Source organism: Bradyrhizobium sp. USDA 4369 (genome assembly GCF_054056435.1).
Genome location: NZ_JBSRYH010000001.1, coordinates 3638458 through 3651077, shown reverse-complemented (window position 1 = coordinate 3651077; position 12620 = coordinate 3638458). Strand labels below are relative to the sequence as shown.

The window sequence follows — 12620 nt, the reverse complement described above, 5'->3', positions numbered from 1 at the left end:
ACATCTTCGGCGGGCTTTTTTAATGTTGGTTAACCACAACGGTCAACCACGATTCGCTGGCCCTTTTTCGCCACACTCAAGAGTATATGTTAAGGGTAATTGGGGGGCGGGCCGGTGAGTATCCTTTAACCATCCCGCCTTAGGTAAGCGTTTCCTCTCTCTTCCGCCGGACGGGCCGCAAGAGGGTATCCGAGTAAACGCTCGTCGACGGGGTGGGCTGCATCTTGCTGTCTGTTTTCGCGCGCCAATCTGTTTCGCTCACGAGAGCGGGTTGGAAGGCTGGATGCCGATCTGGACTGGCGACGCTGCTGCTGCTGATCGGCGCAGGCTCGGTCCATGATGCGGCGGCCTTGAACGAAACACGTACGCTTGCCTTCCATCACACCCATTCCGGCGAGGACCTCACGGTCACCTTCAAGCGCGAGGGCCGCTATGACGAAGACGCGCTGAAGAAACTCAACCACTTCCTACGCGACTGGCGCACTCAGGACGAGACGGTCATGGACCGCCGCCTGTTCGACATCCTCTGGGAAGTCTATCGCGACGTCAACGCCAAGCAGCCGATCCAGATCATTTCGTCGTACCGCTCTCCAGCCACCAATTCGATGCTGCGCCGACGCTCGGCGCATTCCGGGGTGGCGCGGCACAGCCAGCACATGCTGGGCCATGCGATGGACTTCTACATTCCCAACGTGCCGCTGGAGCAGATCCGCTTCGCCGGCCTGCGCCTGCAGCGCGGCGGCGTCGGCTTCTATCCGACCTCCGGCTCGCCCTTCGTGCACTTGGACACCGGCAACATCCGGCACTGGCCGCGCATGACCGCCGATCAGCTGGCGCGCGTATTCCCTGACGGCAAGACCGTGCACGTCCCGAGCAATGGCGTGCCGCTGAAGGGCTATGAGCTGGCCAAGGCCGAGATCGAGAAGCGCGGCAATGGCGAGGACGCCTCGACCGTAAAGCCAGGCCTGCTCGCACGCCTGTTCCGGGGACGTCCGAGCGAGGATGACGAAGAGTCGTCGGAGGCCGATGTCAAGCCGGTCCAGACCGCGGCGGTCGCGGCCAAGCCGGCCGACAGCAAGTCCACGGCGCGCGGCAAGATCGCCAATGCGCTACAACTGGCGTCGGCCGACTCGCAGGGCGCTCAGCCGGTCGCCGCCAAGTCCGGCAACAAGCTCGAGTCCAGGCCCGAAAGCCAGCCGGAGGCGAAGCCCGAGACCACGAGCGCGATTGCCGCCAATGCGGCGCGGGACGGCGGCCCGCAGAGCGTCGCCGACATCATCAATTCACGCGGCTTCTGGGGTGACAATCCGGCGACACCGAAGCAGGCGACGCCCGAGCAGGTGGCCGCAATCACCGCGCGCCGGGCGCTGTCCACGATTGATCAGCCGCAGAACGCAAGCCTGATGCAAGCCATGGCCTTCGCTCCTCCGGCCTCCTCGCCGATCGATCGCGCCAATGGCAGCGGCACCGCGGCAGTGATCCCGGTGCGCAATTCCCGCCCCGCGACGCGCAGTGCGGCACCCGCTCCGGACGGCGCCGCGGCGGCCGGCAAGAACGCCCAGGGCCAGGATGCCGTGATCACGATGTCCACCCGGATTTCGGCCGCCAAGGGCACCGATTCGACCTGGATGCGGGCGATTCTGTTGACGCCGAGCGCCTCGTCCTCGATGTCCGTGACCAAAATGGGCGACCCTGATCTCACGGTCATGCGCAGCTATTTCGTCAAGCCGCAGATCGCGATCGCGATGAGCTTCGCCGCCGATCCGACACCGGGGCTGAGCTATGACCAGTTCTCCGGGCCTGCGATCATCAAGCTCGAAACCAAGAGCTTCACGATGCGTGCCGCAGCCTTGCGCTAAGATGCCCTGAGCCTGCTCTCGCCGTGTCTTCGGGCGTCATGGGGCCCCGTCGGACGGCCGACAAGCAAATGCCCGCGGATGCGAGCATCCGGGGCATTCGAACGTCGACGGATCAGGCGCTTTTGCCTCAGACCATTCCGAGCGCCTGCATGTAGGTCTCGAGGATGCTCTCCTCCTCCTGGCGCTCATTCGGGTCCTGCTTGCGCAGCCGGATGATGGTGCGCAGCGCCTTGACGTCGAAGCCGTTGCCTTTGCTTTCGGCATAGACGTCCTTGATGTCCTCGGAGATCGCCTTCTTCTCCTCCTCCAGCCGCTCGATGCGCTCGATGATCGACCTGAGCTGGTCTACGGCGAAGCGGGTCGCGGGCGAGTCGTCGTCCTTCGCGGCGGCGGAGGTGGCCATTTGATACTCCTGAATGGAACTGGTGTGTCCAATGAAGGCGCCCGTCAGGCGCATGTGCTCGCCGCGACCCTCAAATCTGGCGTGCCCTGCGTCAAGGCGACATCGTCCTCATCCACAGAGCGCCCACACTTTGTTGGTCCAGATGTCGGCAGGCGCGGGCCAGCGAACGACGCCGCTTGCGTTGCGCCCGCCATCCGGCGCAGCCCTCCGATTCGCTCACTCGCGCTATCCGCGCCTGCCCTCGCAAGGGCCGATAGCCAAGCCCGATATCAGTGGCCCGGGTGGACTTTCTTCATGGCGTCGAGCTGCTCGGCACTGGCCTCGCGCTGATACTTCGCCTTCCACTCGTCATATGGCATGCCGTAGACGGCCTCGCGGCTCTCATCCCTGGTCATCGCGGCGCCCTTGGCGTCGGCCGCGTCCTTCAGCCAGTTGGACAGGCAGTTGCGGCAGAACCCCGCCAGATTCATCAGGTCGATATTCTGAACGTCGGTTCTGGTCCGCAGATGCTCGACGAGCCTGCGGAAGGCGGCAGCTTCGAGCTCGGTCCGGGTGGTGCTGTCCATCGTCATCGCTTTCGTTCCCTGTTCCGCGTCGTGGCGGATGTCTGCTATAAGATGCGGCATCGTCGCAGGCTTGGCCATATCGCAGCACCTTAAGGGAGCAATGGGTTCGATCGAACCACCGTCGCCACGAATTGCCTTGCCGTTGACAGCCGCAGCCAAGTCACGCGACATCAATCAACGTTTGATATAGCGTCGCGCAATGATCCCCAAAACCTCCTCCATCCTGCATCGCATTCCCCGCCGCCCCGGTTTCGGACTGCTTTCGCTGCTTGGGCTGGCTACGCTCTGTCTCTCATCCACCCCGGCAGCAGCTGATTTCCGGCTCTGCAACAACACGTCGAGCCGGGTCGGCATCGCCCTTGGCTACAAGGACGCTGAGGGCTGGACCACCGAAGGCTGGTGGAACGTCTCATCTCGCAGCTGCGAGACGCTGCTGAAGGGCACCCTGGTGGCACGCTATTACTACATCTATGCGCTCGATTATGACCGCGGCGGCGAGTGGTCCGGCCAGGCCTTCATGTGTTCCCGCGACAAGGAATTCACGATCAAGGGAACCGAGAACTGCCTGGCCCGCGGCTTTGACCGCACCGGCTTCTTCGAGGTCGATACCGGGGACCAGCGCGCCTGGACGGTGCAGTTGACCGAAGCCAATGAGCAGCCCGCGCAGCAGCGCGTTCCCGGCATTCCCGGCACGTTGGGTCCTGGCGGCAATGTGCCGGGCCTCCCCAATGGACCGCAGGCCGCCCCGCCGGCTGCCACGCCTCCCGGGCAAGCGCCCAAGCCATGAGACGATTACGGCGCATCAAGATCCTCGCCACGCTCGGCCCCGCCTCCTCGGACAGCGCGATGATCCGCAAGCTGTTCGAGGCGGGCGCCGACATCTTCCGGATCAATATGAGCCACACCCCGCATGACAAGCTGCGGGAGCTGGTGGCGACCATCCGCAGTGTCGAAGCGAGCTATGGCCGTCCGATCGGCATTCTGGTCGATCTGCAGGGACCGAAGCTGCGGCTCGGTACCTTTGCCGACGGGCCGGTGCAGTTGAACAACGGTCAGAGCTTCGTGCTCGACGCCGACAAGACACCGGGCGATGCGACCCGGGTGCATCTTCCGCATCCGGAGATCCTGGCGGCGCTGCAGCCGGGCCATGCCCTGCTGCTCGATGACGGCAAGGTGCGGTTGATCGCCGAGGAGACCTCGCCGACCCGCGCGGTCACCCGCGTGGTGATCGGCGGCCGGATGTCCGACCGCAAGGGCGTGAGCCTGCCGGACACCGACCTGCCGGTGTCGGCGATGACGCCGAAGGACCGCGCCGATCTCGAGGCCGCCCTGAACATCGGCATCGATTGGATTGCACTGTCCTTCGTGCAGCGTGCCGACGACGTGCTCGAGGCCAAGAAGATCATTCGCGGCCGCGCTGCGGTCATGTCCAAGATCGAGAAGCCGCAGGCGATCGAACGTCTGAACGACATCATCGATGCATCGGACGCGCTGATGGTCGCCCGCGGCGATCTCGGCGTCGAGCTGCCGCTGGAGCGCGTTCCCGGTCTGCAGAAACTCATGACCCGGCTGGCCCGCCGCGCTGGCAAGCCGGTCGTCGTGGCGACGCAGATGCTGGAATCCATGATCCAGTCGCCGGTGCCGACCCGCGCCGAGGTCTCCGACGTCGCCACCGCGGTCTATGAAGGCGCCGACGCGATCATGCTGTCCGCGGAATCGGCCGCCGGGAAATACCCGGTCGAGGCGGTGTCGACGATGAACCGGATCGGCGAGGAGGTCGAGCGCGACGTGGTGTACCGCTCAGTGATCGCAGCACAGCGCCCGGAGCCGGAATCGACCGCCGGCGACGCGATCGCGGAAGCCGCTCGCCGCATCGCCGAGAATCTCGACCTGCCCACCATCATCTGCTGGACCTCGTCCGGCTCGACCGCGGTTCGCGTCGCCCGCGAACGCCCGAAGCCACCGGTCGTTGCGATCACGCCCAATCTCGCCACCGGCCGACGATTGTCGGTCGTCTGGGGCGTGCACTGCGTTGTCGCGGAGGATGCCCGCGACCAGGACGACATGGTCGAGCGCGCCGGCTCGATCGCATTCCGCGACGGCTTCGTGCGCGCCGGCCAGCGCGTGCTGGTCGTCGCTGGCGTTCCGCTGGGCACGCCCGGCACCACCAACATGGTGCGCATCGCCTATGTCGGGCCATCCAGCGAGGCCCTTCTCTGACACCGATCAGTCGGCGCTCGTGCTCGGCCGCAATCCTGCCGTCGGCGCCGCGCGCTTCGTAGCTGCGACGACCGGACAGGCCATGATGTCGGTGCCATCGGCGCCGGCGATGCGCTCGCAGCGCCGCGCCCCGTCGATCGTGAGATCGTAATCGCCGAGCGCGTCGAGCCGCGGCGGATTGTCGGCCGGGCTTTCCGAATAATACAGCGCCCAAACGCCGCCGGGCAGCGGATCGGCCAGGCCAGCGCGAACCCTGCGGTCCAGCACGCCGCCCGGCACGATCGGCACCACCAGCTCGGACAGCTGATAGACCCGCGAGCCGGCCGGCAGGAACGAGGTGACATAGCCGAGCGGCTTCTGCAGCAGCAGGAACGTCGCCGGCCGCTGCAGCGTCTCCGCAAGCTGCGGCCGGTACGGGTCCGCCCACGGCCGCCGCATCCAGTCGGTCGGCTGCGACGCCAGCGCGATGACGAGCGCGACGAAGACGATAACGGCCTGCGCAGCACGCGATGAGGCCGTTGGCGCCTCGCGCCAGGCCTCGATCAGCCGCAGCAACAGCAGCACGATCAGCGGCGCCGCGAGCAGCTCGAGCGGCATCAGATAGCGCTGGATCGAGAAGGCCAGCATCCACAGCACATAGCTGACCCAGAAGAAGGTGATCAGGCGCCGGTCGCGCAGCCGCAGCACCTCGCGCTTCTGCCACAGGCCGGTGATCACGAGCACGGCCAGCAGCACGATGACGACCGCGAAGCGCGGATCACGGAACGGCCATTCCGACGACGGATGTCTGCCGACCACCCAGTAGAATGGATAGGCCAGCGCATCGAGCAGACCCTCGGGCATGAAGCGCGTGTCGACGATCGACACCTGCGGCGCCTCGGGCGAACGAAAGATCGTGTTGTAGAACGGATAAAGCGGACTGCCGAAGTCACGCGCCATCTTCAGCGCCCACGGCCCTGCCGTCATGACGACACCGACAGCGCTCGCCAGGCCGAAGGCAAGGACGGCGCGCCATGGCCGGACCACGAGCAGCAGCGACACGCCCGCCGCGATCAGGAAGCTTGCATTGGTCAGCTTCAATCCGGTCGCGGCGCCGATCAGGGCGCCGGCGGCGAGCAGTTGCCGCATCGATGGCGCGTCGTCCTCGGCGCTGAACATCAGCGCGATGGCGGCGAGAATCGGCAAGGTCGTGAGAATATCCGCAAAGCTGGTGCCGACCTCGGACAGCGCCATTGGACTGAGCGCCGCAATGAGCAGCGCAGCCGCCAACGTCCAGATGTCGGCGGCGCGGCCCAGCAACACGCGTGTCACCCAATACACGACGGCAAGGTTGAGCCCATGCAGGGCACCGAGCGCGATGCCCCACCAGGGCGCGCCCAACCCGTGCCGGACCATGTAGGGCAGCAGATAGATCAGCGGATTGAGGAAGCTCTGAAAGCCGCCCGGCGCCACGTCGACATCGAACCGGCCATGCACCAGCGCGAAGCCGGCATAGTCGTGATAGTTCTGCCAGTCCCAGTTGATATCCTCGCCGGCCATAGAGGCATAGATGGCGCCAGCGGCGGCCGATCCGACGATCACGAGCAGCGTCACCGGATGTTTACGCGCGATGGACATCGATTGACGACAACGCCTGGGGTTTGCGAGCTGCGGCAGCCGTCGCGGCGCCGCGCCCGACCATGGCGGCGACCCATGAATCCTTGCTTAAACTAGGCGCCGACCAGGCTCTTGACCGGCAACACCGCCTGCACGACGAGGCCGCGGGCGCGCGCGTCCATCACGCCCACCGCACGCAATGCCAGCAGGGTGACGGCCTGAACCGTGTCGCGAAGCTTCGCCGGATCGTCGAGATGGTCGGGCGCGAGCGGCCCGACCAGCGCTTCGTGCAGCGCGCCGAGCAGCGCGGTGGCGGCGAGCTGGGTGTCCTGCGCCGGCAGATGTCCGGCGCGCACGGCAGCATCGATCCGCGAGGCGATCTCGCCGACGATGTCGCGGCGGCTCGCCAAGCGGGAGGCGGTGACGTCGACGTCGACCGGCTCGGCCAGGATGCCCCAGGCGAGCTTGCGCTGGGACAGCACATGGACGGCGACCGTGGACACCGCCGCCGCCAGCGCCGAGGACGGCCCGGGCGCGGCATCGGCCGCGCGGCGGACAGCCGCGAGCTCGTCGCGCGACACTTCGGCGATCAGCTCCGAGATCAGGTCGGCCTTGGAGGGGAAATAGCGGTAGACCGTCCCGGCCGCGACATTGGCGCGGACCGCGACGGGTGCGATCTGCACGGCGGACATGCCGCCCTCGGCGGCGGTTTCACGCGCGGCCGCCAGAATGGCGCTGCGGCGCGCGGCCAGCCGCTTCACGACCTGGTGGGTTCGCCGGTAAACCATGACGCTTCTCGTCCCCGACACGTGCCGTCCAGGCGATTCCTGGCGAACGCTGGTTCAGTGTTTTTGGAGGCTCAGCCTCGCAAATTTCAAGGAAGAACTGAACACCTGTTCAGAGCACAAGACAAGGGGCTTGTTGGCTCGATGATCGGCGGGAAGGACGTCAGGCTGCGGACAGCACCGCGCCGGAGGGAGCCGGCTGCCGGCGCCACCATGCGCCGGCGCGCGCCAGCGCCAGCCCACCGATAATCAGGTTGGCCGCCAGGCCGAGCGGGATGCCGGTCAGCATGAACGTGATCTGGAGCGCAGCGCTACAGCCGAGTGCCGGCAGCTCATAGCGCCGGAAACCATCATGCAGGCCCGTCCGCACCAGCCACGCCACGGCGATCGCCTGCACCATCATGTCGTACATGAACAGATAAGGGGTCGTGAGCAGTAGCCCGACCGCCAGGGCCGCGGCCTTGACCGCGTAGCGCACCGGGCTTCGCCACACCACGACCAGCACCATCGCGATCGCCGCGGTGAGCACCCATTGCAGGGCCCAGGCGAGCGCCTCGGAGCCGCCCAGATAGCGAACCAGCGAGAACAGGCTCTGCAGCTTCCACCAGGTCGCCTTGCCCTCGGTGAGGAAGGCCTGGGAAAAGGCCGGCATCCAGTGGATGAAGGCCTGCCAGCTTTCGAGGCCGAAAGCGAGGAAGGAGACCAGCGCCAGCACCATGGCGGTGGCGCAGGCCGAGACGAACGCGGTCCAACGCTGCGTGGCGATCAGCAGGATCGGAAACAGCAGGCCGTATTGCGGCTTGTAGGTCAGGAGGCCGAGGCAGATCCCGGCCAGCACCGGCCGCACCGGCAGCCAATACAGCGTGCCGCCGACGAGCGCGGCGGTGAGACATCCGTTCTGCCCGACCAGCGCGTTGGAGAACAGCGCTGGAAAGCCGGCCGCGAGCAACAGGCCGAAACCGCGGCCGACGATCGCCCGCATCGCCAGCGCATAGGGAATGAAGCTCGCATAGACCCAGCCGGCAAAGGCGAAGGTGTAAGGCATTTGCGCGAGCAAGGCCGCAACGAACAGGAAGGGCGGCGGATAGTGCCAGGCGAAATAACCGGGGAAGTCCTGCCGCAGCAGATCAAGCTCGATCTGACGCTGCACGTCCCAGTCCCAGGCCAGGGCCGGATGGCCCTGCAATGCAAGCTTGCCGGCAGCCCAGACGTTGACGAAATCGGTCGGGATGCCGAGCCCGTCCGCTCCCCAGATCCAGACACCGGAGAAGAGACCTGCGGGGAAGAACGCGGCATTGATGCAGGCAAGCGCGAAGCACGCTGCGAACAAGCTCACCGGAACGCCAGGACGCTGCGATGGGATCGCGGCGGCAACAGAATTGTCGGCCATCTGAACCTCACCCGCGCCAGCACGCGCGCACTCCTGATCAACGCATAGGCCGCGAGGCTTGAAGAAGGCTTAAGCGCGGGGGCGTCGGCTGAGCCGGCGTGGGACCGGCCGCACTGATTGTTTACGCGCGCTCTGTAGCACAGGGCTCCGATGCAACTGACCGGCGCCACGCAGGAGTCCCATGCCCATGATTCGAATGATCGTCGCCCTCGCGCTCTGCCTGATGTGGCCGGTGGCAGGCCACGCCCAGGACAAGGGCGTGGTGCACGTCACGTCCGACGTCTCCTACGAGTATCTGGCGCGCTGGGACACCGACCGGCTGAACAAGATCCTGACCGTCGACACGCCGAAATTCGCCGGCGTCACGGTCAGCTATACGCCGGCCGTCAACGCCGTCCGGCTTTATCGCATCACCTACGCGTCGGTCATCCCCGAGCGCGGCAACAAGCCGATCCGCGCCACGGGCCTGCTGGCCGTGCCCGAGATCACCGAGACCAGCCTGCCGATGGTGTCCTATCAGCACGGCACGGTGTACGGAAAACAGGAGGTGCCGTCATTCCCGGAGGAGTCCCCCGAGACGCAGCTGATGATCGCGCAGTTCGCCGGGCAAGGCCATCTGCTGATCGGCGCCGACTATTTCGGCATGGGGACCTCGACCGAGCCTGAAGGCTACATGGTCAAAGCGAGCCACCAGCAGGCCACCTACGACATGCTGATCGCCAGCCGGGCCGTGCTCAACGATATGCATGTCACGCCCACCAGACTGTCCATCGCCGGCTGGTCGCAGGGCGGCTTCGTCACCATGGCGTTCCTCGAAAAGCTCGAAAGCGCCGGCGTGCCTGTCGCAGCAGCTGCGACCGCAAGCGCCCCCGTCGACGTGTTCGTCGCGCTCAACGGCTTCCTGAATTTCCCCCGCAGCAACGACGCGTCCTGGGTCAACTCGCTGTTCATCCTGTCGGCGTTTGCGTTCGAGAACTATTATGCAGTGCCGGGCCTCGCCCGCTCGGTGATCGCCGACACCTATTACGATGTCGCCCGCAAGGCCTATGAGCGGCAGCCTTTCAACGTCGCCGACATACCGACCGATCTGCACAAGCTGCTGAAGCCGGGTTATTTCGACCCGCAATATTTCGCCGCCTCGAGCTATGGCCGCCTGGTCGCGCAGACCCAGGCCTATCGCTGGATCATCAAGTCGCCGGTGCGCAACTATTACGGCGAGAGCGACGAGGCGATCTCGGTCGGTCTCGGCCGGCTGGTCATGACCTATCAGCAGGCGATCGGCGCCGGCAACGGCAAGGTCGAGGCGGTGTCGACCGGACCGACCACGCATCGCGGCACGTTCGCCACCGCCGTTCCGCAATGGAAGTCCTGGTTCGACAAGCCGTGATCCGCGCGATGGCTGCGCGTTCGGTGCGGATGATCAGCAGTTGGGGACATGGCGACACCTCGGGCGCCATCATCGCCGGAGCAGCCGTCCGAGACTGACGACAAGCAGGCCCGAGCGCGATGCCGCTCGGGAGTCATCGGCTGACTCCACAAGCAGCGGTTGGACAGCAACAGGCCGCAAACAACGAAAAAGCCCGGCTGCAAAGCCGGGCTTGTCGTTTTTGTCTCGTTTAGGGGAAGCAATTCTGATCCCCCTTTGTCCGGATCAGGCCTGAGGCTGCGGCTCCAGGCCTGGATCGGGCCGCGGGCGGGGCTTGCCGGCCGGCGGCACGGCCGAGGCACGCGGCGTCGACGGCTCGATCGCGGATTCACGGTTCGGCTTCTTGCCCTTCAGCAAATCGAGGATCTCCTCGCCGGTCAGCGTCTCATATTCGAGCAGCGCCTGGGCAATCGCTTCCCAATCCTCACGCTTCTCGGTGATAATGCGGCGCGCCTCCTGCTCACCGGCCTCGATCAGGCCGCGAATCTCCGAGTCGATCAGGCGGGCGGTGTCGTCCGAGATGTTGGTCGAGCGCGCCACCGAATGACCCAGGAAGACCTCCTGCTCATTGCTCTGGTAGCGGACACGGCCGAGCTTGTCGGACATGCCCCATTCCATCACCATCGCGCGGGCGAGGTTGGTGGCCTGCTGGATGTCGCCGGTGGCGCCGTTGGTCACCTTCTCCGGACCGAACTTCTGCACCTCGGCCTCGCGGCCGCCGAACATCATCGCGAGCTTCGACACGCACCATTCGCGGGTGTGCGAGTGGCGGTCCGCCTCAGGCAGCGACTGCACCATGCCGAGCGCACGGCCGCGCGGGAATGATGGTGGCCTTGTGGATCGGGTCGTGGCTCGGAACGTTGAGACCAACGATCGCATGGCCCGCCTCGTGATAGGCGGTCAGCATCTTCTCTTCCTCGGTCATCACCATCGAGCGACGCTCGGCGCCCATCAGTACCTTGTCCTTCGCCTCTTCGAACTCGGCCTGCGTCACCATCCGCTTGTTGCGGCGGGCGGCGGTCAGCGCGGCCTCGTTGACGAGATTCATCAGGTCGGCGCCGGAGAAGCCGGGTGTGCCGCGGGCGATGGTCTTGAGGTTGACGTCCGGCGCCAGCGGCACCTTGCGGACATGGACCTTGAGGATCTGCTCGCGGCCGATGATGTCGGGGTTGGACACGACGACCTGACGGTCGAAGCGACCCGGACGCATCAGGGCCGGATCGAGCACGTCGGGACGGTTGGTGGCGGCGATCAGGATGACGCCCTCATTGGCCTCGAAGCCGTCCATCTCGACCAGCAGCTGGTTGAGGGTCTGCTCGCGCTCGTCATTGCCGCCGCCGAGGCCGGCGCCGCGATGGCGGCCGACGGCGTCGATTTCGTCGATGAAGATGATGCAGGGTGCGTTCTTCTTGGCCTGCTCGAACATGTCGCGGACGCGGCTCGCGCCGACGCCGACGAACATCTCGACGAAGTCCGAACCGGAGATGGTGAAGAACGGCACATTGGCTTCGCCGGCCACGGCGCGCGCGATCAGCGTCTTACCGGTGCCGGGAGGGCCGACCAGCAGCACGCCGCGCGGGATGCGGCCACCGAGCCGCTGGAACTTGCCGGGGTCGCGCAGAAACTCGACGATCTCCTGCAGGTCCTGCTTGGCCTCGTCGACGCCGGCGACGTCCTCGAAGGTGACGCGGCCATGCGCTTCCGTCAGCATCTTGGCCCGTGACTTGCCAAAGCCCATTGCCTTGCCGGCGCCGCCCTGCATCTGGCGCGACAGGAAAATCCAGACACCGATCAGCGCGATGAACGGCAGCCAGGACACCAGAAGCGACACGAACCACGGCACGTTGTCGCCCGGCGGCTTGGCCGTGATCGAGACCTTGGCGTCATATAGGCGCTTGACCAGGTTCGGATCGCTCGGCGCGTAGGTCTGGAACGAGGAGCCGTTCTTGAAGGTGCCGTGGATTTCCGGCCCCTGAATCACGACGTCACGCACATTGCCCTGGTCGACCTCGCTCAGCAGCTGCGAGAACGAGATGTCCTGGGACGACGCGCGTTGCCCTGGATTTTGGAAGAGTGTGAACAGCGCCAACAGCAACAGGACAATAATGACCCAAAGGGCGAAATTGCGCAGATTGGCGTTCATCGATTTTCCTTCGTGGTCGCGCGGATCGCGGCCGTTAGTCCTCGGACTCATCCCTGGGCAGCCACGAGGGAATCCCCCGGTCGACCGTCTCGTAATCTAGGTACCACTCGCAGCAATGCCAAGGGAACCAGACAGGACTATTTATCGCATCATAGCCTGATTCCCGCTCAAAAAATGGCGCCCGAAAGCGCCGCCGACGCAGGTGGTTAAGGGTCCGCGAAAGCGCCAGGCC

General features: G+C 65.8%; 9 protein-coding genes and 1 pseudogene. 4 read left to right on the top strand and 6 right to left on the bottom strand.

The window, feature by feature from the left end:
• The first annotated feature begins 224 nt into the window (after window positions 1-224).
• A complete protein-coding gene (locus ACVIJ6_RS16585; RefSeq protein WP_456773539.1) occupies window positions 225-1859 on the top strand; it encodes a DUF882 domain-containing protein in 1635 nt (544 codons plus the stop codon).
• Between the two features lie 127 nt (window positions 1860-1986).
• Here ACVIJ6_RS16585 and ACVIJ6_RS16580 read toward each other — a convergent pair whose 3' ends face one another.
• Both ACVIJ6_RS16580 and ACVIJ6_RS16575 read right to left on the bottom strand, forming a co-directional pair.
• Window positions 1987-2262 carry a DUF2312 domain-containing protein gene (locus ACVIJ6_RS16580; RefSeq protein ID WP_012046687.1) on the bottom strand — a complete coding sequence of 92 codons (276 nt, stop codon included), beginning with the start codon at window positions 2260-2262 and terminating at the stop codon, window positions 1987-1989.
• 269 nt (window positions 2263-2531) lie between these two features.
• Window positions 2532-2834 (bottom strand): DUF1244 domain-containing protein, encoded by a 303-nt coding sequence (locus ACVIJ6_RS16575; RefSeq protein ID WP_456773538.1) that lies wholly within the window; start codon window positions 2832-2834, stop codon window positions 2532-2534.
• Window positions 2835-3027: 193 nt separating this feature from the next.
• Here ACVIJ6_RS16575 and ACVIJ6_RS16570 point away from each other — a divergent pair, with 193 nt between their 5' ends.
• Together ACVIJ6_RS16570 and pyk are read left to right on the top strand one after the other, a co-directional pair.
• A complete protein-coding gene (locus tag ACVIJ6_RS16570) occupies window positions 3028-3615 on the top strand; it encodes a DUF1036 domain-containing protein (protein ID WP_456773537.1) in 588 nt (195 codons plus the stop codon).
• A complete protein-coding gene (gene pyk / locus ACVIJ6_RS16565) occupies window positions 3612-5048 on the top strand; it encodes a pyruvate kinase (RefSeq protein ID WP_456773536.1) in 1437 nt (478 codons plus the stop codon). The genes ACVIJ6_RS16570 and pyk overlap by 4 nt, the downstream gene beginning before the upstream one ends.
• A 6-nt stretch (window positions 5049-5054) precedes the next feature.
• Here pyk and ACVIJ6_RS16560 read toward each other — a convergent pair whose 3' ends face one another.
• From ACVIJ6_RS16560 to ACVIJ6_RS16550, 3 genes are all read right to left on the bottom strand, one after another.
• Window positions 5055-6665 (bottom strand): glycosyltransferase 87 family protein, encoded by a 1611-nt coding sequence (locus ACVIJ6_RS16560; RefSeq protein ID WP_456773535.1) that lies wholly within the window; start codon window positions 6663-6665, stop codon window positions 5055-5057.
• A gap of 92 nt (window positions 6666-6757) precedes the next feature.
• Window positions 6758-7432 (bottom strand): TetR/AcrR family transcriptional regulator, encoded by a 675-nt coding sequence (locus ACVIJ6_RS16555; RefSeq protein ID WP_012046692.1) that lies wholly within the window; start codon window positions 7430-7432, stop codon window positions 6758-6760.
• 160 nt (window positions 7433-7592) lie between these two features.
• Complete coding sequence (locus ACVIJ6_RS16550) at window positions 7593-8819, bottom strand: glycosyltransferase family 87 protein (protein ID WP_456773534.1); 1227 nt, start codon at window positions 8817-8819, stop codon at window positions 7593-7595.
• A gap of 181 nt (window positions 8820-9000) precedes the next feature.
• Between ACVIJ6_RS16550 and ACVIJ6_RS16545 the strand changes: the two genes are divergently transcribed.
• Entirely contained in the window at window positions 9001-10206 is a 1206-nt protein-coding gene (locus tag ACVIJ6_RS16545; protein ID WP_456773533.1) for an acetylxylan esterase, read from the top strand.
• 264 nt (window positions 10207-10470) lie between these two features.
• On the opposite strand, the pseudogene ftsH reads toward ACVIJ6_RS16545, so the two are convergent.
• A pseudogene (gene ftsH, locus ACVIJ6_RS16540) lies at window positions 10471-12388 on the bottom strand (ATP-dependent zinc metalloprotease FtsH).
• Window positions 12389-12620: the final 232 nt, after the last annotated feature.

Coding starts and splice junctions, on each gene's coding strand:
- ACVIJ6_RS16580 (WP_012046687.1), bottom strand. CDS start 2,262: ATGGCCACCTCCGCCGCCGCGAAGGACGACGACTCGCCCGCGACCCGC.
- ACVIJ6_RS16575 (WP_456773538.1), bottom strand. CDS start 2,834: ATGACGATGGACAGCACCACCCGGACCGAGCTCGAAGCTGCCGCCTTC.
- ACVIJ6_RS16570 (WP_456773537.1), top strand. CDS start 3,028: ATGATCCCCAAAACCTCCTCCATCCTGCATCGCATTCCCCGCCGCCCC.
- pyk (WP_456773536.1), top strand. CDS start 3,612: ATGAGACGATTACGGCGCATCAAGATCCTCGCCACGCTCGGCCCCGCC.
- ACVIJ6_RS16560 (WP_456773535.1), bottom strand. CDS start 6,665: ATGTCCATCGCGCGTAAACATCCGGTGACGCTGCTCGTGATCGTCGGA.
- ACVIJ6_RS16555 (WP_012046692.1), bottom strand. CDS start 7,432: ATGGTTTACCGGCGAACCCACCAGGTCGTGAAGCGGCTGGCCGCGCGC.
- ACVIJ6_RS16550 (WP_456773534.1), bottom strand. CDS start 8,819: ATGGCCGACAATTCTGTTGCCGCCGCGATCCCATCGCAGCGTCCTGGC.
- ACVIJ6_RS16545 (WP_456773533.1), top strand. CDS start 9,001: ATGCCCATGATTCGAATGATCGTCGCCCTCGCGCTCTGCCTGATGTGG.